The following is a 24,286-nucleotide window of genomic DNA, read 5'->3' as shown; positions in this document are numbered from 1 at the left end:
CACCCCTGAAGTGCAGAAGCCCGTTTTCTGGGCAAAGGCCGGTCAATCTTTGGCAAACCTGTGCACTTCAGGAGTGGTCACCATGGCGGGTCTCGCGGAGCCGATCGCGGTCGGCGTCGAAGAGGAATTCCACGTCGTCGATGCCGGGACCCGGCGCCTGGTCCCCCGGGCGGGCCTGCTGCTGGAGCAGTTACCCGAGGACCGCTTCACCCACGAGCTGCAACGCTCGGTGGTGGAGGCCAACAGCAGGCCCTTCGTCCGGCTGGAGGACCTCGGCCACGACCTGACCGCGCTGCGCCGCAAGGTCATCCGCGCCGCCGACGGGGTGGGTCTGGGGATCGCGGCGGCCGGGACCGTGCCGCTGGTGGACCTGGAGGCGCTGAAGATCTCCCCGGACCCGCGTTACGAGCAGATGCTCGCCGACTACCAGCTGCTCACCCGCGAGCAGCTGATCTGCGGGACCCAGGTGCACGCCGAGGTCGCCGACCGGGACCTGGCGGTCGCCGTGGCCCACCGGCTGGCCCCCTGGCTGCCGCCGCTGCTGGCGCTGAGCACCAGCTCCCCGTACTGGCTGGGGTCCGACACCGGCTACGCCGGCTACCGCCCGCTGGTCTGGCAGCGCTGGCCCACCGCCGGGCCGGTGGCCGCCTTCTCCTCCGCCGCGGAGTACGACCGGGTGATCGAGGAGCTCGTGCGGTCGGGGGTGATCACCGATCCCGGCATGGTCTACTTCGACGTCCGGCCCTCGGCGCACGTGCCCACGGTCGAGCTCCGGCTCTGCGACGCCTGTCCCCTGGTGAGCGACATCGTGCTGATCGCGGGGCTGTTCCGGGCGCTGGTGGCCCGGGAACTGGAGGCGGCCGCGGACGGGACGGGCGGCCGGGTCCGGCTGGAGATGGTGCGCGCCGCGACGTGGCGGGCGGCGCGCTCGGGTCTGGAGGGCGAGCTCGTCGACCCGGTCGGCGGCCTGCCCCGGCCGGCCGCCGAGGTGGTCCGGAGCATGGTCGCCGGGCTGCGGCCGCAGCTGGAGCAGACCGGCGACTGGGAGCTCGTCACCTCCCTGGCCGAGGAGGCGCTGGCCCGGGGCAGCTCCGCGGCCCGCCAGCGCGCGGCGTTCGCCCGGAACGGCCGGCTGTCCGACGTGGTCGACCTCGTGCTCGCCGAGACCCGCTCGCAGGAGTGGGAGACCGCCTTCGGCGGGCCGTCGCCCCGAATGCGCACCAGCCTGCTCGACGGCTACGAGGCCCCCGGTGACGAGGTCGTCATCGAGGGCACGGTGCGCGAGCCGTACCAGCCGGTCCTGCGGGTCCTGGACCGGCTGGGCCCCGGCGGCCTGCGCGAGCGGGAGCAGCGGCGCGACCGCCACCAGCGGGAGCACGGCATGACCTTCCAGGTGGAGGGGGAGGGCTCGCGCCGGATCTTCCCCTTCGACCTGGTCCCGCGGCTGGTCCCGCCCGGCGAGTGGGCTGAGCTGCAGCGGGCCCTGCCGCAGCGGGTGCGCGCGCTGGAGGCCTTCCTGCACGACGTGTACGGCGAGCGCCGCGTCATCGCCGACGGCGTGCTCCCCGCCTGGGTGGTCGACGAGTCCCCCGGCCACCGGCAGGCCGGGCGGCGGGTGCCGCGCGACGCCGTGCGCTGCTCCGTGGCCGGACTGGACCTGGTCCGCGACGACGTCGGCCGGTGGATGGTGCTGGAGGACAACCTGCGGGTGCCCTCCGGCCTCGGCTACGCCGTCGCCAACCGGCGGCTGATGGACGAGGTCCTGCCCGAGCTCGTCCCCGGCGGGGAGTTCGCCGACCCGGCCGGCGCGCTGCGCCTGCTGCGGGAGACGCTGGCGGCGGCGGGCGGGGGCGGTTCGCCGTCCCTCGCCGTGGTCTCCGCCGGACCGGGCGACTCCGCCTTCTACGAGCACCGGATGCTCGCCGAGGAGCTGGGGGCGGTCCTGGTCGGCCCGGGCGACCTGGAGGTCCGCCGCGGCCGCGTCGAGGCGGCCGGGCGCCCGATCGACGTGCTCTACCGCCGCATCGACTCCGACGAGCTGCTGGCCGGCCCGGCCGGGGAGGCGATCCTGGACGCGGTGCAGCGCTCGGCGCTGGTCCTGGCCAACGCGCCGGGCAACGGGGTCGCCGACGACAAGTCCCTGTACCGGTACGTGCCCCGGCTCATCGAGTACTACCTGGGCGAGCAGCCGCTCATCGGCAACGTCACCACCTACCTGTGCCGGGATCCCGAGGATCGGCAGGAGGTGCTGGACCGGCTGGCCGAGCTGGTCGTCAAGCCGGTCGACGGGTTCGGCGGGCAGGGCGTGGTGATCGGCCCCGACGCCTCCCCGGCGGAGCTGCGCGGGGTCCGCGAGCGGATCCTCGCCGACCCCGACCGGTGGGTCGCCCAGGAGACGGTCCGGCTCTCGACCCACCCGGTCTTCGACGGGGAGCGGCTGAGCCCGCGCGTGGTCGACCTGCGGGCCTTCGTCTGCCTCGGCGAGACGGCGCAGGTGCCCCCGGCGGCGCTGACCCGCGTCGCCCCGGCCGACAGCATGATCGTCAATTCCTCGCAGGGCGGGGGTACCAAGGACACGTGGCTTCCGAGGGGGAACGATGTGCGGACTGAGCGGTGAGATCCGCTTCGACGGGCGGACCGCCGACATCGGCGCCGTGGACCGGATGACCGGCACGATGCACGACCGCGGCCCCGACGGCTCCGGCCTGTGGTCGCTGGGACCCATCGCGCTCGGCCACCGGCGCCTGAAGATCATCGACCTGTCCGACAAGGCCGCCCAGCCCATGGTCGACGGCGACCTCGGCCTGGCCGCGGTCTTCAACGGCTGCCTGTACAACTACCGGGAACTGCGCGCCGAGCTCATCGCCGCCGGCTACCGCTTCTTCTCCACCTCCGACACCGAGGTCCTGGTCAAGGCCTTCCACCACTGGGGCGCAGCCTGCGTCGAGCGCTTCGCGGGCATGTTCGCCTTCGCCGTCGCCGAACGCGACACCGGACGGCTCACCCTGGCCCGCGACCGGCTCGGCATCAAACCCCTCTACCTGACCCACGACGGCGCCCGCCTGCGCTTCGCCTCCACCCTGCCCGCGCTGCTGGCCGCCGGCGGCCTCGACACCGAGATCGACCGCGTCGCCCTGCACCACTACCTGACCTTCCACTCGGTGGTGCCGGCCGAGCGCACGATCCTGGCCGGCGTGCGCAAACTGCCCGCCGCCACCGTGCGCACCGTCGAACCCGACGGCACCATGACCGACCGCCGCTACTGGGACCCGCCGCACACCCGCGCGGCCCTGCCCGGAACCGCGCAATGGCCGGCCGGCGAGTGGCGCGAGGCCGTGCTGGAACGGCTGCGCACGGCCGTGCGCCGGCGCATGGTCGCCGACGTGCCGGTCGGCGTGCTGCTCTCCGGCGGCCTGGACTCCAGCCTGATCGTCGCCCTGCTGGCCGAGCAGGGTCAGAGCGGCCTGTCGACCTTCAGCATCGGCTTCCACTCCGCGGGCGGCGAGCCCGGCGACGAGTTCGCCTACTCCGACCTGGTGGCGCGCGAGTTCGGCACCGACCACCACCGCATCCTCATCGACGACGCCCGGCTGCTGCCCGGCCTGGAGCGGGCCGTGGCCGCGATGAGCGAGCCGATGGTCAGCCACGACTGCGTGGCCTTCCACCTGCTGTCGCAGGAGGTCGCCCGGCACGTCACCGTGGTGCAGTCCGGGCAGGGCGCCGATGAGGTCTTCGCCGGCTACAGCTGGTATCCGCCGCTGGCCGGCCTGCCGCGCGAGCGGGCGGCCGAGGTGTACGCCCGGGAGTTCTTCGACCGCCCGCACGACGCGCTGGCCCGGATCCTGACCCCCGACTACCGGACGGACGCCGACGTCAGCACCGCGTTCGTCCGCGACCACCTCGCGCGGCCGGGCGCCGAGACCGCGCTCGACGCGGTGCTGCGCCTGGACACCTCCGTCATGCTCGTCGACGACCCGGTCAAGCGGGTGGACAACATGACGATGGCCTACGGACTGGAGGCCCGCACGCCGTTCCTCGACCACGAGCTGGTCGAGCTGGCCGCGGCCTGCCCGCCCGAGCTCAAGCTCGCCTCGGGCGGCAAGGGCGTGCTCAAGGACGCCGCCCGCACGCTGCTGCCCGCCGCGGTCATCGACCGGCCCAAGGGCTACTTCCCGGTCCCGGCCGTCCGGCACGTGCAGGGGCCGCTGCTGGAACTGGTCCGCGACGCGCTGACCGGGCAGGCGGCACGCTCGCGCGGCCTGTTCGAGCGGGCCTACGTCGACCGGCTGCTGGCCGCGCCCGACGAGCACCGCACCACGCTGGGCGCCAGCGCGTTGTGGCAGGTCGGGCTCCTGGAGATGTGGCTGCAGACCCAAGGAGTCCGATGACGGAGATCCTCGGCGTCCGGGCACGGCCGCCCGCGGACACGAGTCTGACCGTCCCGCACTGCCGGACGCCCGCCCTGGCCCCGGACGGGAGCGCCGTCGCCTTCGTCGGTGACGCCGGCGGCTCGCCGCGCGTCTGGATCCGGCCCCTCCGGCCGGAGACGGCGTCGCCCTCGCCGCCGGGGACCCCGGCGGACCGGCCAGGCCCGGACGCGCGACCGGTCGACACCGGGCCCGAGCCCGTCGCCGACGTGAGCTGGTCCCCGACCGGCGGGCGGCTGGCCGTTCTCGTCGTCCCGGGCGGCGGGGAGCACACGCAGGTCTGGACGGTCCGGCCCGACGGCGGCGACCTGCGCCCACTGGCCGCGCCCGAGGGCGGCTCCGCGTCGTTCGTGCGCTGGACCGGGCGGGGCGAGATCCTCCTCGTCACCGAGATCTCCGCGACGGGCCGGGCCGACGCGGTGCTGGTGGACGCCGCCACCGGTGAGCGGGAGGTCGTCGCGTCGGGGCCGCTGACGCACCCGGCCGCGATCAGCCGCGACCACGCGCGGCTGCTGCTGCGGCGCGGCCCGCGCAGCGTCCGCCGGATGCACGTGGTGGACCTGTCCGCGGGCCCCGCCGCGGGCCCTCCCCCGTCCTCCGGCTCCGGCCTGCCCTCCGGCCCCGCGGGCCCGCGCCCGGCCGCCGGGGAGCGGCCGCTGCTGGCGGGCCTGCCCGGCTCCACCGACCACGGCGTGCTCTCCCCCGACGGGCGGACCGCCTACCTGATCACCGACGCCGGCCGCGACCGGGCCGCGCTGGTCGCGATGCCGGCGACCGGGGAGGGCAGGCCGGTCGTGCTGGCCGAGCGCCCCGACGCCGAGCCGGACCGGTTCGCGCTGAGCGCCGACGGCCGCCGCGCCGTCCTGCTGTGGAACGCCGGCGGCCGGTCGGAGCTGGAGGTGGTCGAACCGGACACCGGTGCGGTCCTGCCGCTCCCCCCTCCCCCGGCGGAGGTGGTCACCTCGATCCGGGTGTCCCTGGACGGCGGGTCCGCCGTACTGGCGGCCGAAGGGCCCGGCCACCCCTCCCACGTGCTCCTGTGCGACCTGGCCACCGGCGCCTACCGGCAGGTCGCGGGCTCCGGCCCGCTCGCCGGGGCGGCCGGGGCCGAGCCGGTGCGCCTGACCGCCCGGGACGGCCTGGAGCTGACCGGCTGGCTCTACCGCGTCCCCGGCGCCGCCGGCCCCTCGCCCTTCGTCGTCTACCTGCACGGCGGCCCCGAGAGCCAGGAACGGCCCACCTTCAAGCCGCTGTTCCAGAACCTGGTGGCCGCCGGGATCGGGGTGTTCGCCCCGAACGTCCGTGGCTCGGCCGGTTTCGGGCGGGCCTTCCGCGACGCCGACAACCACGCGCTCCGCTTCCGCGCGATCGACGACGTGGCCGACTGCGCCGCCGAACTGGTACGGCTCGGCGCCGCCGAACCGTCCCGCATCGCCTGCATGGGGCGCTCCTACGGCGGGTATCTGACGCTGGCCGCCCTGGTCACCCATCCCGGAGTATTCCGGGCCGGGGTCGACGTCTGCGGGATGGCCGACTTCGCGACCTTCTACGCGCGCACCGAGCCGTGGATCGCCGCGGCGGCCGTCAGCGAGTACGGCCACCCGGTCGCCGACCGCGACCTGCTGCGCGCCCTGTCGCCCCTGCACTCCTTCGACCGGCTGACCGCGCCGCTGCTGGTGGTGCACGGCACCCGGGACACCAACGTCCCGCTGCAGGAGGCCGAGCAGGTCGTCGAGGCGGCCCGGGCCCGGAGGGTCCCCTGCGACCTGCTGCTGTTCGAGGACGAGGGGCACGAGATCCGGCGGCCCGCCAACCGGGTCGCCTTCGTCAGGACCGTCGTCGACTGGCTCACCCGCCGCCTGGGCGTCCCCGCCCCGGCGTGACGGCGCCCGGGGCGTCCCCGCGCCGTGCGCCCGCCCGGGGCGGGCGCACGGCGCGAGGACGACGGGGGCCGGGGGCCTCAGAGCAGCTCGGCGAGGACTTCGTCGACCGGCGCGGCCGTGACCCCGAGGATCTTCTCGGTCTCGGTGAAGTCCGAGACGAACGGCAGGCCCGGCGTCTCCAGCACCTCGGTGAACTCCGCCCAGAGCGGGTCGGTCAGCGCGAGCAGCGCCAGGTCCCGCTCGGTCAGCTCCTCGATCCGGGGGGCGGGCGCGCCCGCCAGCCGGGCCAGCCAGGCGGCCAGCTCGCGGAGCGACGGTGTGGCGACCGGCACGTGCCAGGCCCGCCCCCAGGCCCGTTCGTCGCGGCTCGCGGCGACCAGGGTGCGAGCGGTGTCCCCGATGGAGGAGTAGCTGTGCGGCAGGTCCGGTTCCTGCGCCACGAGGGCGAGCGCGCCCGCCAGCACCCGCGGCTGCACCATGAGGCTGAAGGGCGAGACCGCGCCGGCGCCGTAGAACTGCGCGGCCCGCACCTCCGTCACCCGGGCCCCCGAAGCTGCGGCCTCCTCCCAGATCCGCGCCCGCAGGCGCCCCTTGGGGCCGGTCGCCCGCAGCGGGAGCCCCGGGTGGACGGGGCCCTCCACCGGGCCGTAGCCGTACAGGTTGCCCAGCATGACGTAGGGCACGCCGGTGCGCACCGCGGCGGTCAGCAGCCCGGCCGCCAGCGCCGGGAACTCCTGCGTCCAGCGGTGGTACGGCGGAGCGGCGCAGTTGAACAGGGTGGCCGCTCCCTCCAGCAGGCCGGTGAGCCGGTCGGCGTCGGCGGCGTCGGCGGCCGCCTTCTCGACCAGCGGATGGTCGGGGCCGCCGCCGCTCCGGCTGACGATCCGGACGCGCTCGCCCTCGGCGGCGAGCAGGAGGGCGGTGCGGGCGGCGGTGGCGCCGGCTCCGGTGATCACGTGAAAGGTCATGGTCACAGCGTGCCGCCGGGGCTAAGATCCGGGCAGTGGCCCGAATGCCAATGATCCGGAGGATCCGGCCAATGCATCGTGTCGTGCTCGTCGTCGTCCCGCCCGTCATGAGCTTCGACGTCTCCATCCCGTACATGGTCTTCGACGGCGTCGAGTCCGGCGGCTCCCCCGGCTACGCGGTCCGGGCGTGCGCGGCCGAACCGGGCAGGACGGCCACGGTCGGCGGCCCCGACCTGTTCGTCCCCGACGGCCTGGAGGCGGTGCGCGAGGCCGACACCGTGATGGCGGTCGGCAGCGGGGGCGAACCGGCGCGCCCCCGGGTGCTGGAGGCGCTCCGGGAGGCGGCCGCCGCCGGGACGCGGATCGCCTCGCTGTGCACCGGCGCCTTCGTGCTGGCGCAGGCGGGCCTGCTCGACGGCCGCCGCGCCACCACCCACTGGGGTCTGGCCGCCGAACTGGCCGCCCGCCATCCGGCGGTCGACGTCCGGCCCGACGTGCTCTACGTCGACGACGGCCGGGTGCTGACCTCGGCCGGCGCGGCCGCCGCCATCGACCTGTGCCTGCACCTCGTCCGGCTCGACTACGGCGCGGCCGCCGCCAACGCCGCGGCCAGGGCCGCGGTCGTCTCTCCGGTACGGCCCGGCGGCCAGGCCCAGTTCATCGAGACGCCGCTGCCCCCGGAGCGCGGGGTCTCGCTGGCCTCGACGAGGGCGTGGGCGCTGGCCCGGCTGGACCGCCCGCTGACCCTGAAGGACCTGGCCGGGCACGCCGGCACCAGCGTGCGGACCCTGACCCGCCGCTTCCACGCCGAGACCGGGCTCAGCCCGCTGCAGTGGCTGCTGCACCAGCGGATCGACCGGGCCCGCGAACTGCTGGAGACCACCAGCCTGCCGATGGACCGGGTCGCCTGGGAGAGCGGGCTGGGCAGCGCCGACTCCCTGCGCAAGCACCTGGTCGGCCGGGTGGGGCTCACCCCGACCGCCTACCGCGCGGGCTTCCGCCGTACGGGCCCCTGAGCGGGGGGCTCACGCTCCCAGGCAGGCCGGGCCCAGCAGCTGCTTGAGGTCGCCCATCAGGGCCGGGGACGGCGAGACGCGCAGGCGGTCGTCCAGGCGCATCACGGTGGTCCGCGGGCCGTTGTGGATCTGCAGGCGGACCTCGGTGGTGCCGGGGTGGGTGGTCAGGACCTCCTTGAGGCGGCCGACCACCGGGGGCGTGCAGCGGTTCAGCGGCATGCTCACCAGCAGCGGCCCGCCCGCCTCGGTGGTCAGGTCGGGCGCGGTCACCTCCATCGCGATGATCTTCCCGACGTCCTCGCGCTTGTCCAGGCGGCCCTTGACGAAGACGATGGCGTCCTCGGCCAGGATCGTCGAGCAGAGCTGGTAGGCCGACGGGAAGATCATCACCTCGATGGCGCCCTCCAGGTCCTCCAGCATGGTCAGGACCCAGGTGTCGCCCTTCTTGGTGACCTTGCGCTGGACGCCGGAGAGGATGCCGCCGACCGTCACGATCTGGCCGTCGGGGCGGCCGTCGTCCTGGAGCGCGGCGACCGAGCAGTCGGCTCCGGCGGAGAGGATGTGCTCGACGCCGAAGAGCGGGTGGTCGGAGACGTACAGGCCGAGCATCTCCCGCTCGAACGCCAGCAGGGTGGTCTTGTCCCACTCCCCCGGCGGGATCTGCACGTCGAAGGTCTGGTCCTCGGCCCCGTCGACCGCGCCGAACAGCGAGTCCTGGCCGATCGCCTCGTTCTTCTTGATGTCGATGATCGCGTCCACGGCCTGCTCGTGGACCATCACCAGGCCCTTGCGGACGTGGCCGAAGGAGTCGAACGCACCGGCCTTGATCAGCGACTCGATCACCCGCTTGTTGCAGACGATCGCCGGGACCTTGCGTAGGAAGTCCTTGAAGTCGGTGAAGCGCCCCTTCTCCCTGCGCGCGGAGATGATCCCGTCCACCACGTTGCCGCCGACGTTGCGGATCGCCGACAGGCCGAAGCGGACGTCGGTGCCGCGCGGGGTGAAGTCGAAGTCGGAGTCGTTGACGTCCGGCGGGAGCACCTTGATGCCCATGCGGCGGCACTCGTTGAGGTAGAGCGCCGACTTGTCCTTGTCGTCCTTGACCGAGGTCAGCAGCGCGGCCATGTACTCGGCCGGGTAGTTGGCCTTGAGGTAGGCGGTCCAGTAGGAGACCAGGCCGTAGCCGGCGGTGTGGGCCTTGTTGAAGGCGTAGTCGGAGAACGGCAGCAGGATGTCCCACAGGGCCTTGATGGCCGCGGCGGAGAAGCCGTTGTCCTTCATGCCCTTCTCGAAGAACTCGAACTGCTTGTCCAGTTCGGACTTCTTCTTCTTGCCCATCGCGCGGCGGAGCAGGTCGGCGCCGCCGAGGGAGTAGTTGGCGACCTTCTGCGCGATCGCCATGACCTGCTCCTGATAGACGATCAGGCCGTGGGTCGTGTCGAGGATCTCCCTGAGCGGCTCCTCCAGCTCGGGATGGATCGGGGTGATCTCCTGCTGGCCGTTCTTGCGCATCGCGTAGTTGGTGTGGGAGTTGGCTCCCATCGGGCCGGGCCGGTAGAGCGCGAGCGCCGCGGAGATGTCCTCGAAGTTGTCGGGGCGCATCAGGCGCAGCAGCGAGCGCATGCCGCCGCCGTCCAGCTGGAAGATGCCGAGCGTGTCGCCCCGCGACAGCAGCTCGTAGGTCTTGACGTCGTCCAGGGGCAGGTCCAGCAGCTCGATCATGGTGCCGGTGTTGGCCTCGATGGCCTTCAGGCAGTCGTCGATGATCGTCAGGTTGCGCAGGCCCAGGAAGTCCATCTTCAGCAGGCCGAGCGTCTCGCAGGTCGGGTAGTCGAACTGCGTGATGATCGCGCCGTCGGAGTCGCGGCGCATGATCGGGATGTAGTCGGTCAGCACCTCCGACGACATGATGACGCCGGCGGCGTGCACGCCGGTCTGCCGGATCAGGCCCTCCAGGCCCTTGCCGAGGTCGATGGCCGCCTTGACGTCGACGTCCTCGTCGTACAGCTTGCGCAGCTCGCCGGCCTCGTTGAAGCGGGGGTGGTCCTTGTCGAAGATGCCCGAGAGCGGGATGTCCTTGCCCATCACCGCCGGCGGGAACGCCTTGGAGACCTTGTCGCCCAGCGCGTACGGGTATCCCAGGACGCGGGCCGCGTCCTTGATGGCCGCCTTCGCCTTGATGGTGCCGAAGGTGGCGATCATGGCGACCTTGTCGGCGCCCCACTTCTCCGTCACGTAGCGGATCACGTCGCCGCGGCGGCGCTCGTCGAAGTCGATGTCGACGTCGGGCATGGAGACGCGCTCGGGGTTGAGGAAGCGCTCGAAGATCAGGCCGTGCGGGATCGGGTCGAGGTCGGTGATGCCCAGGGCGTAGGCGACCAGGGAGCCCGCCGCCGAGCCTCGGCCCGGCCCCACCCGGATGCCGTTGCGCTTGGCCCACATGATGAAGTCGGCGACCACGAGGAAGTAGGACGGGAACCCCATCTGGACGATGACGGCGAGCTCCTTCTCGACCCAGGCCCGGTGCTCCTCGTCCACGCCGCCGGGGAAGCGGCGCTTCATGCCCTCCCAGACCTCCTGGCGGAAGAACTCCTCCTCCGTCATGCCGTCCGGGATCGGGAAGGTCGGCATCAGGTTCTTGAACCCGAACATGCCCTCCGGCTCGACCTTCTCGGCCACCAGCAGCGTGTTGCGGCAGCCCTCGGCCCACAGGTCGGAGGAGTCGACGGCGCGCATCTCGTCGGCGGTCTTGATGTAGTAGCCGCTGCCGTCGAAGCGGAACCGGTCGGGGTCGGACAGCTGCTTGCCGGTCTGGATGCACAGCAGCGCGTCGTGGGAGGCCGCGTCCGACTCGTAGGTGTAGTGCGAGTCGTTGGTGACCAGCGGCGGGATGCCCAGTTCCTTGGAGATGCGGGTGAGCCCGTCGCGGACCCGGCGCTCGATCTCGAGGCCGTGGTCCATGATCTCCAGGAAGTAGTTCTCCCTGCCGAAGAGCTCCTGGTACTTCGCGGCGGCCGCCACGGCCTCGTCGTACTGGCCCAGGCGCAGGCGGGTCTGCACCTCGCCCGACGGGCAGCCGGTCGTGGCCATCAGGCCCTCGGCGTGCTCGGCGAGGATCTCCGCGTCCATCCGGGCCCACTTGCGGACGAAGCCCTCGGTGTAGGCGCGGGAGCTGAGCTTCATGAGGTTCTTCAGGCCGCGCTCGTTGCGCGCCCAGATCGTCATGTGGGTGTAGTAGCCACCCGCCGACACGTCGTCCTTCTTCTGGTGCGGCTCGCCCCACAGCACCGGCTTCTTCTGGTGCCGGGACGCGGGGGCGACGTAGGCCTCGATGCCGATGATCGGCTTGATCCCGGCCCCGGTGGCCTGCTTGTAGAAGTCGTACGCGCCGTGCATGTTGCCGTGGTCGGTGATCGCGATGGCGGGCATGCCCAGGTCGCCCACCTGCTTGAACATCTGCTTCAGACGGGCGGCTCCATCGAGCATGGAGTACTCCGTGTGAACATGCAGGTGCACGAACGAGTCTGACATGCGGCCCCGCCTCTCCCCTTGTCCCGCGTCGGCGAAGGGAAGCTTACGCGCGTTCGCCCGGCCCCGGGGCGCTCCCCGCGCGCCCCTCGCCGGCACCCGGCGCCCGCCCCCGGAGGCCGTCCGCGACCCGCTCTCCCGCCGGCGGGACCGCCCCGCCGCGGGACTCCCCGGCGCGGCGCTCCTCGGCCAGGTGCAGCCCCGCCTCGATGACGGCGTTCATGATGGGTGCCAGGCGCGCCTCGCCCAGGGAGGGGGCCCGCCGGGCCATCTCCGCGACCAGGCGGCGCTCACGCTCCAGGTCGCGCCCGGCGAACCCGCCGACCGGCTTGAGCCGCTGGACCGTCCCGGCGAGTTCGGCGCGGCGCTCCAGCAGCACCGCCAGGGCCGCGTCGACGCGGTCGATGGCGCCGCGGGCGGCCGGCACGGAGCCCGGCTCCTCCCTGCGGGTCAGCGCGCCGACGATCCGCACCGCCTCCTGGGCGGCGGCGGTGGTCCGCCGCGACGGGTCGGGGGAGAGCAGCAGCCCGTCGGCCCCGGCCGCGACCGCGGCGGCGGCCAGCGCCGGGTCGTCGCCCAGTCCCGCCAGGACCGGGCGGCCGGACCGCTCCCGGGCCCCCCGCATCAGGGCCAGGTCGGGCGGGGCCGCCGGCGAGCCCGCCCGCCCGCGCCCGCCGCCCTCGCAGAGCACGACCCGGTCGCCGGCGTCGGCGGCGCAGTAGTCGGCGACGGCCAGCCACTCCTCCAGGGAGGTGGCCGGGCCGCGCTGGACGACCACCGGCAGGCCGAGCCGGGAGACCGCCCTGACCAGCCGGAGGTCACGCGTCCAGGCCGCCCCGACCACGACGCCGTCGGCCTCGGCGGCGATCCGCGCCAGGTCGTCGGCGGAGGACGGCTCCACCAGGACCGGCCCGGCCCAGCAGGCGCGGACCTCGGCCAGGGCGTCGGCGGCGGTGCCGCCGGCAGGCCTCCCCCGGCGCTCGCGCAGGTCGATCCAGCGCGCGTCCGCGCCGGGCCCGCCGATCACCACGGCCGGGCCGGCGCCCAGCGTGAGGCTCCCCAGGCGCACGGCTCCGCGCTCCGCCCGCTCGGTCGGCTGTACGGTCAACGACATCTCGGCTCCCAGATGCTCAAGCCGGCGCGCGTCCCGCGAACCGGCGAGGTGCAAGAAACAAAAAAGGCAGAGACGGGTCGTCTCTGCCTGCGCCGGCTCAGGAGGGTCGCTGGGTCACGCGTCGGGCGACCGGCTCTCCGGAGCCGGCCTGATAAACGCGGAACAGCGGTTCATACCGCCGAGTCTAGGCCACCTGCACCCGATTCGCCACGGGACGGGACGACGGTCTCAGATGGTGGACAAGTCGCAGGGCGGCCGGGCACTCCCGGCAGGTAGGGCACTACAGCCGCTCGGAGGGTCGGGGCGGATCCCTGTTTATGGGAGGATCTTCTCCACTGTGAGGGAGGTCAACGCGGGTGATGCAGTCGGAGGGGAATCAGGAAGGGCGACGCGTCGCCGGCCGCTACCATCTCCTGGAGCCCATCGGGCGGGGCGGGATGGGCACGGTCTGGAAGGCTCACGACGAGCTCCTCGACCGGACCGTCGCCATCAAGGAGGTCCGCTACTCCGCCGCCCTCGGTGAGGACGTCCAGACGCTCAACCAGCGCCTGCTGCGGGAGGCCCGCGCGGCGGCCCGGCTGACCCATCCGAACGTCGTGGTGGTCTACGACGTGATCGAGGAGAACGAGCAGCCCTGGATCGTCATGCAGCTCGTGCAGTCGCGTTCGCTGGGCCAGGTGCTCCGCGAGGACGGGCCGCTGCCTCCCCGGCAGGTCGCCGAGATCGGGCTGGCCCTGCTGGGGGCGCTGCAGAGCGCGCACGACGCCGGGGTGCTGCACCGCGACGTCAAGCCGGAGAACGTCCTGCTCGCCCAGAACGGCAGGGTCGTGCTCACCGACTTCGGCATCGCCAAGCTGGACTCGGAGAGCACGCTGACCATGACCGGCGTGGCGGGCACTCCCGCGTTCATCGCGCCGGAGCGGCTGCGCGGCCTGCCGGCCCGCCGGGAGTCCGACCTGTGGTCGCTCGGCGCGACGCTGTACGCGGCGGTGGAGGGCAGGTCCCCGCACGACCGCAAGATGCCGCTGGCCACCATGCACTCGGTCATGACCGACCCGCCCGACCCGGCGCGCAACGCCGGTCCGCTGCTGCCGGTGCTGGAGGGGCTGCTCCGCAAGGAGCCCGTCCAGCGGCTCACCTACGCCGAGGCCTCCGCCATGCTGCGGAAGGTCACCGAGGGCCGTTCCCCCACGCAGCCCTCGTGGATGATCCGCCCGGGCTCCTCCCCGTCCGCCCCGGCCGGCGCCGCGCCCGCCGGGGACGGCCCGCCCGCGGCCGCCGAGCGCCGCAAGCCCTACGGGGCCCCGGCGCCCCGCAAGCCCGCGACGCCGCCCCCGCCCGCCCGGTCCGCCGGGGGCCCGGCCGTGCCGCCCGCCCGCGAGAAGCCCGTGACCCCGCCCGAGCGGGAGAGGCCCGTCGTCCCGCCGTCCGGCGGGGACCGGCCGGACGCCCCCTCCCCGCGGGGGGAGGCGTCCCGGAACGACGGCAGGAGCGCCTCCGCCGAGCACGGCGCGCCGGTCGCGCGCCGGGAGGCGGCCGCCGCGCCGGAGAGCGGCGCGGCCGTGATCCCGCAGACCGGGCAGGTCTCGCCGCCGCCGTCCGCCGACGGGGCCGCGCCCTCCGGCGGAGAGGCCGCGCCGCCCGCCGGTGACGCCTCCCCGTCCGTGAGCGGGACCTCCGCGGCCTCCTCCGGCGGCGTGCCCCCGTCCGGCGGTGCCGCCGAGGAGGATCCGGCGGCCTCCGGCATCCCGTCCGCCGCCTCCCCCTCCTCGTCCTCCGCCCCGTCCCCGTCCCCGGACATCAGGAAGTACGTCAGGAGCCTGGTCCCCGAAGAGCCCGCCGAGCCGCCGGCCGTACCCGCTCCCGCGCCCGCGCCGAGGACCCAGCCCGCACCGGTACGGCGGGGCGGGCCCGTGCCGGGCCCCGCCGACCAGGAGCGGACCCGGCTGGGAACCGCCGTGTTCGCCGGGGGCGCCGGTCTCACCGCCCCGCCCGGGGTCCGGCGCGCCCTGCCCATCGTGGTGGGCGCCCTGGTCCTCGTGGGCGGCGTGGGCGTCTGGATCGGCATGAACAGCGGCGACGGCGGCGAGGCCGGCACGGCCGGGCAGAGCCGGCCGAGCGCGTCCGCGCCCGCCGGGAGCCCCACGGAGCCCGGCGGATCCGGCGAGTCCGGAGAACCCGGCGGCGGGGGCTCCTCGCCGGACCCGTCCTCTCCCACGCCCTCCCCGTCGGAGAGTGAGAAGAAGAAGACCGAGGACAAGGACAAGAAGGACAAGTCGAAGCTCCCCTCCGGCTGGCGCACGCACAAGGACCCCTTCGGGTTCTCGATCGGCCTGCCCAAGGGCTGGAAGGTCGAGCGGCGGCAGGGGACCCAGGTGCGGTTCCGCGGCCCCGACGACCGGAGGAGCTACCTCATGATCGACTACACCGACAGCCCGGGCCCCGACTCCAAGAGGGACTGGGACGTCTACGAGCCCCAGGCCCGCGGCGGCTTCCCCGGCTACAAGCGCATCCGGATCGAGAAGGTCGACTACATGGAGGACGCCGCCGACTGGGAGTTCACCTGGGAACCGGGCTACGGCAAGGTCCGGGTGCTCAACCGGGGGTTCATCACCAAGGGCGGCCGGGGGTACGCGATCTACTGGCACACCCCCGCCTCCAAGTGGAAGAAGAACCTGAAGCTGTTCGAGGGCTTCGCCGCGACCTTCTCGTCGAAAAAGTGAAGTCCCGCCCGACCGGCTACGATTCGTGAGCCGGGGAGGGAGTCGAGGACATGACCGAACGGAGGGTCGCGGGCCGGTACCACCTGCTCGAACCCATCGGTGAAGGCGGGATGGGCGTCGTCTGGCGCGCCCACGACGAGCTTCTCGACCGGGTCGTCGCGGTCAAGGAGGTCCGCTACCGCGGAGTCGACGAGAAGGCGCGGGCCGACCTGAACCAGCGGACCGTCCGGGAGGCCAAGACCGCCGGCCGGCTCGACCACCCGTCCGTGATCATCGTGCACGACGTGGTCGAGGAGGGCGGGCGGCCCTGGATCGTCATGCAGCTGGTGCGCTCGCGCTCGCTGGGTGAGACCGTCCGCGAGCGGGGGCCGCTCCCCCCGGACCGGGTGGCCGCCGTCGGGCTGAGCGTGCTGGGCGCGCTGCGGGCCGCGCACGCCGCCGGCGTGCTGCACCGCGACGTCAAGCCGGAGAACGTCCTGCTGGCCCACGACGGCCGGGTGGTGCTGACCGACTTCGGCATCGCCTCGACCTCCCACGAGCCGGGGATCACCCGGACCGGAGGGATGGTCGGCACCCCCGCCTTCCTGCCGCCGGAGCGGCTGCACGGCCTGCCCGCCACGCCGGAGTCGGACCTGTGGTCGCTCGGCGCCACGCTGTACGCGGCACTGGAGGGCCGCCCGCCCTTCCACAAGGACACGCCCGCCGCGACCATGATGGCCGTCCTGGCCGGCGAGCCGCCGCCCCTGACCTGCACCGGCCCCCTGGCCTCGGCCGTCCTGGGACTGCTGGCCAAGGAACCGGCCGCCCGCATGGGCGCCGACGAGGTCGAGGCCCTGCTCACCCTCGCCGCCGCCGGCCGCACCGTGCCCGACGGCGCGCCCCCGCCTCCACCGCCCTCCGTGGAGCCGCCCTACCCCGCCTCCCTGGCGGCTCCGCCCGCTCCCGCGCCGCAGGCGCGCCCGCCGCGCGGCAAGCGCCCGTCGCGGTCCGGTGCGGCCGCCGGGCGTCCTTCCGGCTCGGCCCGGCCCACGCGCGCCGAGACGGCGGCACCGTACGGCGCGCCGCCCGCGCCCGCGTACGGCGGCGCTCCGCCGGAGGCCGCCCACGGCCATGCGGCGTACGGCGCGGTCCCGGACCCCCGCGGCCGCACGGCGTACGGTTCGCCGCCGGACACCGTGTACGGCACGCCCGCGTCCGCTCACCCGGCCGGTCCGGGGCAGCAGCCGCACCCCGGCGGACCGGCGGTCCACCACGGGCCCGCGCCGTACGGGGACGGACCGGTGCACCCCGGACGCCTGCCGGTCCATCCCGGCGACCCGGCGGAGGCCGGGCATCCGGGCTATCCGGGCGGTCCGGTGGACCGCCCCCATCCCGGGCACCCCGGCGGGCCCGCCTACCGGGCCCAGCCCACGCGTTCCGGCGGACCCGGCCGCCGGGGACGCCGGGGACTCGATGAGGACCTCGTGCCCCCCGTACCCCCCGTGCGGCCCGCGGCCGGGCGGATCGCGCTCCTGGTGGGCGTGCCGGTGCTCGCGGTGGTCCTCGGCGTGGGCGGCTGGCTGGTCTTCCAGGACGGCCGGGCCCCGGCGGCGGCGACCCGGCCCACGGGCCGCCCCGCGGAGTCCGGCGGGGCCACCGCACCGGCCACCGCACCGCCCGACGAGCCGACCGACCGGCCCACGGCGACTCCCACCCCCTCCGCGCGGCTGCCGAAGGGCTGGCGGCTGTACGAGGACCCGGAGATGGGCTTCAGCATCGCGATCCCCAAGCACTGGACCGCCGTCCGCGCCACCGACCGCGACCGGGTGGAGTTCCGGGCGCCGGGGGCGGCGAGCTTCCTGTGGATCGAGTCGACCGACGACCCCGAGCTCGATCCGGTCAGGCACTGGGAGAAGGTCGAGAAGGTCATCAGGAAGATCCGGCCGGGCTACCGGCGGATCGCCATCAGCCCGCTCAACTACCGGGGCATGGCCGCCGCCGACTGGGAGTTCACCTACACCAGCAAGGGCGTGCCGACCCGGGTCGTGGACCGGGGGTTCCGCACCGTGGACGGCACGCCGTACGCGATCTACTGGGAGAGCCCGGAGGCGCGGTGGGACCGGACGTACTTCGACCGGTTCACCGAGACGTTCCAGCCGTGACCCCGGCGGACCCGGCGGTGCCCGCCTCCGCGAATCCGGTCGGTCCCGTTCCGGCGGAACCGGCGGCCTCCGCGGGTCCGGCGGAAGCCGTTCCCGGAACGGCCCCCGCGGAGGCGGCGCGCTTCTGGCGGAGCCCGGCGCTGCCCGGGGTGGACCTGCTCAAGGCCCGCTACGTCACGCACCGGTTCACCCGGCACGTGCACGAGCAGTACGCGATCGGCGTGATCCTGTCCGGGGTCGAGGAGTTCGACTACCGGGGCGCCCGGCACCGCGCCGGGGCCGGTTCCCTGGTCCTGGTCGATCCGGAGCAGGTGCACGACGGCCACGCGGGCGTGCCGGGCGGCTGGACCTACCGGATGCTCTACCCGTCGGTGGAGGTGATCGCCGCCGTCGCGGCGGAGCTGCTGGCCGGGCGGGGCACGCCGTACTTCCCCGAGGCCGTCGTCCCCGGCGCGCCGGGGACCCCCGGCGCGCACGCCGCCGCCCTGCTGCGCGCCGCCCACCGGGCCGCCGAGCTCGGCGACGACCTGGCCTCCTCCACCCTGGCCCGCACCGCCTTCGGCGCGCTGGTCCGCGACCACGCCGCCCGCCGTCCGCCGCGGCCTCCCCTGCCCGCGGGCGACCGCGCGGTACGGCTGGCCCGGGAGATCCTGCACGAGCGCCTCGTCGACCCGCCGACCCTGGAGGACCTGGCCCGGGCCGTGGAGGCGCGGCCGTTCGCGCTGCTCCGGGCCTTCAAGGCGGCCACCGGCCTGCCCCCGCACACGTACCTGAACACGCTCCGGGTACGGCGGGCGCGCGCCCTGCTCGACTCCGGCGCACCCGCCGCGCGGGTCGCCGCCGAGGTCGGGTTCACCGACCAGGCCCACCTGAACCGGCACTTCAAGCGGATCGTGGGCGTGCCGCCGGGCGCCTACCAGCGTGCAGGAACGTACAAGAACCATCGCTGAGCCGCACATAACCTCACGTGCATGGAGACAACCACTCGTTCCCCGGTGATCCGGGACGGGCTGGGCGTGGGAATCGCGGTCGGGCTCTCCGGGGTGGCGTTCGGCGCCGCCGCCGTCACCGCCGGGCTGAGCGTGGCCCAGGCGTGCGTGCTGAGCCTGTTCGCCTTCACCGGCGCCTCGCAGTTCGCCCTGGCCGGAGTCGTCGCGGGCGGCGGGAGCCTGGCCGCGGGCGCGGTGGGCGCGCTGCTGCTCGGCGTCCGCAACGGCCTGTACGGCCTGCGCCTGTCCGGCCTGCTCGGCGCCCGCGGCTGGCGCCGTCTCCCGCTGGCCCACGGAGTGATCGACGAGACGACCGCGGTGGCCCTGGCCCAGCCGGACGCGGAGTCGGCCCGGACCGGGTTCCTCGTCACGTTCGGCAGCCTCTACCTGACCTGGAACGCCACCACCCTGCTCGGCGCGCTGGGCACCTCGCGGGTGGCCGACCCGGCGGTGTTCGGGCTGGACGTGGTGGGCCCGGCGACGTTCCTGGCGATCCTCTGGCCCCGGCTGACCGGTTCCGGCCCCGAGGCCCGCGAGCTCCGGATGATCGCGGCGGGCGGCGCGGCCGTCGCGCTGGCCGCCACCCCGTTCACCCCCGCCGGCGTGCCCGTGCTGCTGGCCGCCGCGGCCGTGCTCGCCGTACTGCTGAGGAGGCCGAGATGATCCCCGTCCCCCCGTCCCGCCGTCCCGGCGGAGAGGGTTCCCCGCGGTCCGGTGGCGGGAGGCCCCGATGAGCGTGTGGCAGGCGGTGGCGGCCGTCTGCCTGGGCTGCTACGCGCTGAAGCTGGCCGGGCTCTCGGCGCCGCGCCGGGTGCTCGACCACCCCGGCGTGCAGCGCTTCGCCGCGCTGGTCCCGGTGGCGCTGCTGTCCGCGCTCATCGCGGTGCAGACCTTCACCGCCGGCCGGGCGCTGGACCTCGACTGGCCGCGCACGGCCGGGCTGGGTGCGGCCGTGGTCGCGCTGCTGCTGCGCGCGCCGTTCCTGGTGGTGCTGGTCGCGGCGGCGGCCGTCACGGCCCTCCTCCGCCACGCGGGGCTGTGACGGCCGGTCCCGGTCACCGCTCCGGTCCGCCTCCCGGCAGGCCGGCGGCCGGGACCGTACGGCGGCTCGGAGGCGGCGGACGGATCAGCCGGAGGGCAGCGCCATCCGGAAGACCGCGCCCTTGCCGGGGCCGGAGTCCGCCTCGGCGCGGCCGCCGTGGGCGGCGGCGACCGCGGCCACGATCGCCAGCCCGAGCCCGGCCCCGCCCCGGCGTCGGTCCCCGCCGCGGACGTGGTCGGCGCCGCGAGTGTGTTCGACGCGGTAGAAGCGCTCGAAGACGAGCGCCCGCTGCTCCTCGGTCAGTCCCGGCCCCTCATCGGCGACCTCGATGACCGCCTCGCCGCCGTCCCGGCGCACCCGGACGACGGCCGGGGTGCCCGGCGGGGTGTGGGCGAGCACGTTGGCCAGCAGGTTGCCCACCGCCTGGCGGATCCTGGCGGCGTCGCCGGGCACCTCGACCGGCCCGGGATGCTCGGCCCGCAGCGGCCGGTCCGGCTCGATGGCGAGGGTGTCGGCCACCGCGTCGGCCACCAGGGAGGTCAGCTCGACCGGGGCGCGCTCCAGCGGCCGCGCCTGGTCCAGGCGCGCGAGCAGCAGCATCTCGTCCACCAGCGCGCCCATCCGGGTCGCCTCCGCCTCGATCCTGCTCATCGCCTTGGCCAGGTCCTCCGGCCGGGAGGCGGCGCCGCGCCGGAACAGCTCGGCGTACCCCCGGATGGTGGCGACGGGCGTGCGCAGTTCGTGGGAGGCGTCCGCGACGAAGCGGCGCAGCCGTTCCTGCGACTCCTCGCGCTGCCGGAACGCCCGTTCGAGCTGCCCGAGCATCGCGTTGAGCGCGTGGCCGAGACGGCCCACCTCGCTCCCCGCCGGGCCCGTCTCGATCCGGCGGTCGAGGTCGCCCGCGCCGACGTCCGCCGCCGCCTCCACGATCCGGTCCAGCGGGCGCAGGCCCCGTCGGACCAGGTGCGCGGCGAGCAGGGTCAGGCCGGCCAGGGCCACCGCCGACGAGACGGCCAGGACGCGGGCGACGCGCTCGGTCAGCTCGTCGGAGGCCGCGAGCAGCGCCTCCGGGGTGTCCAGGGCGAGCAGCCGGGCGCCGTGGTGCCCGCGCCAGTCCTGCAGCGCCCCGAAGACGGCCCCTGCGACCAGGCCGAGGGCCAGGGCGACCAGGCCGGCGACCGTCACGACCAGCCGGGCTCGCAGGGACACAGGCAGGGACACGGGCAGGGACACGGGCACCGACCGGGACGCCGCCGGACGGGAACGCGGGCCTGCACGTCCGGCACGGTCGGGGCGATCGGCGCGGTCGGGGCGGCCTGCACGCCCGGCACAGTCGGGGCGGGAGGGCATCAGTCCTCCCGGGGCAGCCGCAGGACGTAACCCACGCGGGGCACGGTGTGGATGAGGGGCGGCCCGCAGGAGTCGACCTTGCGGCGCAGGTAGCTGATGTACGTCTGCACGACGCCGTCGTTGCCGCCGAAGTCGTACTCCCACACGTGGTCGAGGATCTGCCGCTTGGACACCAGCCGGCCCGCGTTCGCGGTCAGGAAGCGCAGCAGCTTGAACTCGGTGGGGGTGAGGTCGATGCGCCGGTCGTCCCGCCGGACCTCGTAGGCGTCCTCGTCGATGACCAGGCCGGCGAAGGCCAGGCGGCCGGTCTCCGGCCCGGCGCGATGCGTCCGCCGCAGCACCGCCCGGATCCGGGCGATCAGCTCCTCCAGGCTGAACGGCTTGGTGACGTAGTCGTCCCCGCCCGCGGCCAGCCCGCCGATCTTGTCCTCGGTGGCGTCGCGCGCGGTGAGGAACACCACGGGGACCTCCGACCCGGCCGCCCGGATCCGCCGGCACACCTCGGTGCCGGGCACGTCGGGCAGCATCACGTCCAGCACGACCAGGTCGGGGCGGAAGGACTCCGCCAGCGACACCGCCGCCGCGCCCGTCCCCGCCGTCTCCGTCTCGAACCCCTCGTAGCGCAGGGCGGTCGCCACGAGATCGGCGAGATAGGGCTCATCGTCCACGACCAGTATCCGGCTCACCCCGCCAGTCTCCCCGATCGATCTTCAGAAGTTCTGCGAGAACTCTGTGAGACCGGATTCGCAGAACCCTCCCAGAACGGCCGCACGGCCGTTGAAGATCATCCTGCTGCACTGGGGCCATGGAGAGACTCTCGGCATTCGTCCTGCGGCGCAGGCGGCTGGTGACGCTGCTGGCCGTGTGCGCGTTCCTGGCGGGCCTGGCCGCCACCCCCTTCGCGATCCAGCGCCTGTCCGAGGAGTACGCCCACCCCGGGATGTCCGCCTTCGACGCCAACCAGGAGATCGTCCGCCTCTACGGCAACGGCGGTTACCAGCGGCCGTTCGTCCCGGTCGTGGTCCTGCCCGGCGGCATGCGGGCGGAGGAGCACAGGGAGGTGATCGGCAGGGCGTTCGCGGCCGTCGCGGCGGAACTGCCCGAGGCCCGCGTGGTCTCCTACGCCGACACCGGCGACGCCCGGCTCGTCGGCGCGGACGGCCGCACCACCTTCGGGCTGGTCTTCCCCGGCACCTACTCCGACGGCAGCCCGCCGGGCGGCGGCCTGGGCGAGACGCCCGACGAGAGCCCGGTGATCATCGCGGCCATGGCCCCGGTCCTGCCGGAGGGCAGCACCGTCCACGTCACCGGGCTGGACGCCCTCGCGCCGAGCGTGGACGCCGGCGGCGTGGACGTCCCCGCCAAGATCGGCATCGGTGCGGTCGCCGCCGTGGTCGTGCTGTTCGCCGTCTTCCGCTCCGCCCTGGCGCTCGTACCGCTGCTGATCTCGGTGCTGGCGGTCTCCGTCTCGTTCATCGTGATCCTGCTGCTGACGCTGGTGACGACGGTGCACGACGTGGCGCTCACCACCATGCCGCTGCTGGGCCTGGGCATCGCGATCGACTACTCGCTGCTGCTGGTGGCCCGGTGGCGGGAGGAGCAGGCGCGCGGCCACCGCGGCGACGAGGCCGTGCACCGGGCGATGCGCGGCGCCGGGCGCGCGGTGCTGTTCAGCGGCGCGGCGGTCGCGATCGGCCTGGTGACCATGGTCGTCCTGCCGGTGCCGTTCCTGCGCAGCCTCGGGCTGGCCGGGATGGTCATCGCGGCGGTCAGCGTGGCCGTCACGCTGACCGTGCTCCCGGTCCTGCTCGCCCTGGCCGGGCGGCGGCCGGAGCACGGGCCCGCCCGGCCCGGTGACGCCCTCCCGGCGGCCCCGCCCGGCACGACGGGCGCACCCGGCACGACGGGTGGATCCGGTACGGCGGGCACGCCGTACCACCGGGAGGCGCGGGCCGGGCGCGCCTGGTCGGCCTGGGCGCGCGGGGTGGTGCGGCTGCGCGTGCCGGCCGCCCTGGTCTCCGGCGGCCTGCTGGTCGCGCTGACCGTGACCGCGTTCGGCGTCGACCTCGGCCTGCCCGAGAGCGCCGACCTGCGCACCTCGGGACCCGGTCACGAGGGGCTGGCCGCGCTCCGGCGGGCCGGCGTCCCCGCCGGTTCCCTCACCCCGTTCGATGTGCTGGTCACCGGCGACCCCGCGCGGGCGGTCGAGCGGATCAGGGCCGTCGAGGGCGTCTCCGCCGTGCTCGCCCCCCGGAACCCGTCCTGGCGGCGGGGCGGTACGGCGGTCGTCACCGTGCTCCCGGTCGCGGAAAGCGGGAGCGACGCGGGTCAGGAGACCGTCGCCCGGGTCCGCCGGGCCGTACCGGGGACCGTCCGGGTGGGCGGCGGCGCGGCGCAGAGCATGGACTTCCGGGAGCACGCCTACGGGGCCTTCCCGTGGATGCTCGCCCTGATCGCGCTGGCCACGTTCGTGATGCTGGCCCGGGCGTTCCGCTCCCTGCTGCTGCCGCTCAAGGCGATCGTGCTCAACCTGCTCTCACTGGGCGCGGTGATCGGCGCGATGGTCCTGCTCTGGCAGTCCGGCTGGGGCACGCGCGAACTGCTCGGCATCCAGCCGACCGGCTCCATCGGCGAGTTCGTCCCCCTGACGATCTTCGCCTTCCTGTACGGCCTCAGCATGGACTACGAGGTGTTCATCCTGGCCAGGATGCGGGAGGAGTACGACAGGTCGGGAGACACCGCCCACGCGGTGGTCGAGGGCGTCGGCAGGACCGGCCGCCTGGTCACCTCGGCCGCGCTGATCCTGTTCGTCTCCTTCGCCGCCCTGGCCATGACGCCCGAGCTGGACGTGAAGGTGTTCGCCAGCGGCCTGGCCCTGGGCGTCCTGCTGGACGCGACCCTCATCCGGGGCGTCCTCGTCCCTGCCGCGGTCGCGATGATGGGTCCCTGGAACTGGTGGCTGCCCGGCTGGGCCGCCCGGCTGCTGCGGGTGGAGCCCTCACCGCTTCGGGCGGATGCGCCGCACGGCCCGTGAACGGGGCCATGACCTCCTCCGGAGGGGGTCCTTCGCATCGGACCACGCGAAACGTCCCGATTACCCCCTTC

15 protein-coding genes are annotated in these 24,286 nt (G+C 74.7%); 10 read left to right on the top strand and 5 right to left on the bottom strand.

The features are described from left to right. Positions 1-82 precede the first annotated feature (82 nt). Genes IEZ07_RS02290 through IEZ07_RS02280 form a run of 3 tightly spaced genes read left to right on the top strand, consistent with a single transcriptional unit; the run spans position 83 to position 6,310 of the window. Entirely contained in the window at positions 83-2,617 is a 2,535-nt protein-coding gene (locus IEZ07_RS02290) for a carboxylate--amine ligase/circularly permuted type 2 ATP-grasp protein (RefSeq protein ID WP_191893225.1), read from the top strand. Then, positions 2,598-4,388, top strand: coding sequence for an N-acetylglutaminylglutamine amidotransferase (locus IEZ07_RS02285; protein ID WP_191893224.1), 1,791 nt, complete (start codon positions 2,598-2,600; stop codon positions 4,386-4,388). Before IEZ07_RS02290 ends, IEZ07_RS02285 begins: the two co-directional genes overlap by 20 nt. After that, on the top strand, positions 4,385-6,310 hold the full coding sequence (locus IEZ07_RS02280) for a S9 family peptidase (protein WP_191893223.1): 1,926 nt from the start codon (positions 4,385-4,387) through the stop codon (positions 6,308-6,310). Before IEZ07_RS02285 ends, IEZ07_RS02280 begins: the two co-directional genes overlap by 4 nt. A 77-nt stretch (positions 6,311-6,387) precedes the next feature. Here IEZ07_RS02280 and IEZ07_RS02275 read toward each other — a convergent pair whose 3' ends face one another. Further along, positions 6,388-7,278: a Rossmann-fold NAD(P)-binding domain-containing protein gene (locus IEZ07_RS02275; RefSeq protein WP_204054220.1), complete on the bottom strand. Its 891-nt coding sequence runs from the start codon at positions 7,276-7,278 to the stop codon at positions 6,388-6,390. A 71-nt stretch (positions 7,279-7,349) separates the two neighbouring features. Here IEZ07_RS02275 and IEZ07_RS02270 point away from each other — a divergent pair, with 71 nt between their 5' ends. Further along, a complete protein-coding gene (locus IEZ07_RS02270) occupies positions 7,350-8,294 on the top strand; it encodes a GlxA family transcriptional regulator (protein ID WP_191893222.1) in 945 nt (314 codons plus the stop codon). 9 nt (positions 8,295-8,303) lie between these two features. Here the strand turns inward: IEZ07_RS02270 and dnaE are convergent, their stop codons facing one another. After that, positions 8,304-11,825, bottom strand: a complete 3,522-nt coding sequence (dnaE, locus tag IEZ07_RS02265) for a DNA polymerase III subunit alpha (protein WP_191893221.1) — start codon at positions 11,823-11,825, stop codon at positions 8,304-8,306. Between the two features lie 43 nt (positions 11,826-11,868). Then, positions 11,869-12,936, bottom strand: coding sequence for a chorismate mutase (locus tag IEZ07_RS36240; RefSeq protein ID WP_191893220.1), 1,068 nt, complete (start codon positions 12,934-12,936; stop codon positions 11,869-11,871). Between the two features lie 359 nt (positions 12,937-13,295). Here IEZ07_RS36240 and IEZ07_RS02255 point away from each other — a divergent pair, with 359 nt between their 5' ends. The 5 genes from IEZ07_RS02255 to IEZ07_RS02235 all read left to right on the top strand — a co-directional run bounded on the left by IEZ07_RS02255 (position 13,296) and on the right by IEZ07_RS02235 (position 19,831). Next, on the top strand, positions 13,296-15,659 hold the full coding sequence (locus IEZ07_RS02255; protein WP_204054219.1) for a serine/threonine-protein kinase: 2,364 nt from the start codon (positions 13,296-13,298) through the stop codon (positions 15,657-15,659). A gap of 50 nt (positions 15,660-15,709) precedes the next feature. Beyond that, positions 15,710-17,800 (top strand): serine/threonine-protein kinase, encoded by a 2,091-nt coding sequence (locus IEZ07_RS02250; RefSeq protein WP_191893218.1) that lies wholly within the window; start codon positions 15,710-15,712, stop codon positions 17,798-17,800. 149 nt (positions 17,801-17,949) lie between these two features. Then, a complete protein-coding gene (locus IEZ07_RS02245) occupies positions 17,950-18,750 on the top strand; it encodes an AraC family transcriptional regulator (RefSeq protein WP_084007977.1) in 801 nt (266 codons plus the stop codon). A 21-nt stretch (positions 18,751-18,771) separates the two neighbouring features. Continuing rightward, a complete protein-coding gene (locus IEZ07_RS02240; protein ID WP_191893217.1) occupies positions 18,772-19,452 on the top strand; it encodes an AzlC family ABC transporter permease in 681 nt (226 codons plus the stop codon). A gap of 67 nt (positions 19,453-19,519) precedes the next feature. Beyond that, the gene (locus IEZ07_RS02235) at positions 19,520-19,831 is read left to right on the top strand and encodes an AzlD domain-containing protein (protein WP_068894141.1); all 312 of its coding nucleotides are present in this window, start codon (positions 19,520-19,522) and stop codon (positions 19,829-19,831) included. Between the two features lie 84 nt (positions 19,832-19,915). On the opposite strand, the gene IEZ07_RS02230 is transcribed toward IEZ07_RS02235, so the two are convergent. Together IEZ07_RS02230 and IEZ07_RS02225 are read right to left on the bottom strand one after the other, a co-directional pair. Continuing rightward, on the bottom strand, positions 19,916-21,052 hold the full coding sequence (locus IEZ07_RS02230; protein WP_191893216.1) for a sensor histidine kinase: 1,137 nt from the start codon (positions 21,050-21,052) through the stop codon (positions 19,916-19,918). Between the two features lie 128 nt (positions 21,053-21,180). Continuing rightward, positions 21,181-21,867, bottom strand: a complete 687-nt coding sequence (locus tag IEZ07_RS02225; protein ID WP_191893215.1) for a response regulator transcription factor — start codon at positions 21,865-21,867, stop codon at positions 21,181-21,183. 119 nt (positions 21,868-21,986) lie between these two features. On the opposite strand from IEZ07_RS02225, the gene IEZ07_RS02220 reads away from it, so the two are divergent. Continuing rightward, positions 21,987-24,215 carry an MMPL family transporter gene (locus IEZ07_RS02220; protein WP_191893214.1) on the top strand — a complete coding sequence of 743 codons (2,229 nt, stop codon included), beginning with the start codon at positions 21,987-21,989 and terminating at the stop codon, positions 24,213-24,215. Positions 24,216-24,286 lie beyond the last annotated feature (71 nt).

The sequence above is a fragment of the Planomonospora parontospora genome (genome assembly GCA_014647935.1).
Taxonomy (GTDB): Bacteria; Actinomycetota; Actinomycetes; order Streptosporangiales; family Streptosporangiaceae; genus Planomonospora; species Planomonospora parontospora.
Note: the sequence above shows the minus strand (reverse complement) of the source record. Positions and strands in the feature narration are given on the sequence as shown.

Coding starts and splice junctions, on each gene's coding strand:
- IEZ07_RS02290 (WP_191893225.1), top strand. CDS start 83: ATGGCGGGTCTCGCGGAGCCGATCGCGGTCGGCGTCGAAGAGGAATTC.
- IEZ07_RS02285 (WP_191893224.1), top strand. CDS start 2,598: ATGTGCGGACTGAGCGGTGAGATCCGCTTCGACGGGCGGACCGCCGAC.
- IEZ07_RS02280 (WP_191893223.1), top strand. CDS start 4,385: ATGACGGAGATCCTCGGCGTCCGGGCACGGCCGCCCGCGGACACGAGT.
- IEZ07_RS02275 (WP_204054220.1), bottom strand. CDS start 7,278: ATGACCTTTCACGTGATCACCGGAGCCGGCGCCACCGCCGCCCGCACC.
- IEZ07_RS02270 (WP_191893222.1), top strand. CDS start 7,350: ATGCATCGTGTCGTGCTCGTCGTCGTCCCGCCCGTCATGAGCTTCGAC.
- dnaE (WP_191893221.1), bottom strand. CDS start 11,825: ATGTCAGACTCGTTCGTGCACCTGCATGTTCACACGGAGTACTCCATG.
- IEZ07_RS36240 (WP_191893220.1), bottom strand. CDS start 12,936: ATGTCGTTGACCGTACAGCCGACCGAGCGGGCGGAGCGCGGAGCCGTG.
- IEZ07_RS02255 (WP_204054219.1), top strand. CDS start 13,296: ATGCAGTCGGAGGGGAATCAGGAAGGGCGACGCGTCGCCGGCCGCTAC.
- IEZ07_RS02250 (WP_191893218.1), top strand. CDS start 15,710: ATGACCGAACGGAGGGTCGCGGGCCGGTACCACCTGCTCGAACCCATC.
- IEZ07_RS02240 (WP_191893217.1), top strand. CDS start 18,772: ATGGAGACAACCACTCGTTCCCCGGTGATCCGGGACGGGCTGGGCGTG.
- IEZ07_RS02235 (WP_068894141.1), top strand. CDS start 19,520: ATGAGCGTGTGGCAGGCGGTGGCGGCCGTCTGCCTGGGCTGCTACGCG.
- IEZ07_RS02220 (WP_191893214.1), top strand. CDS start 21,987: ATGGAGAGACTCTCGGCATTCGTCCTGCGGCGCAGGCGGCTGGTGACG.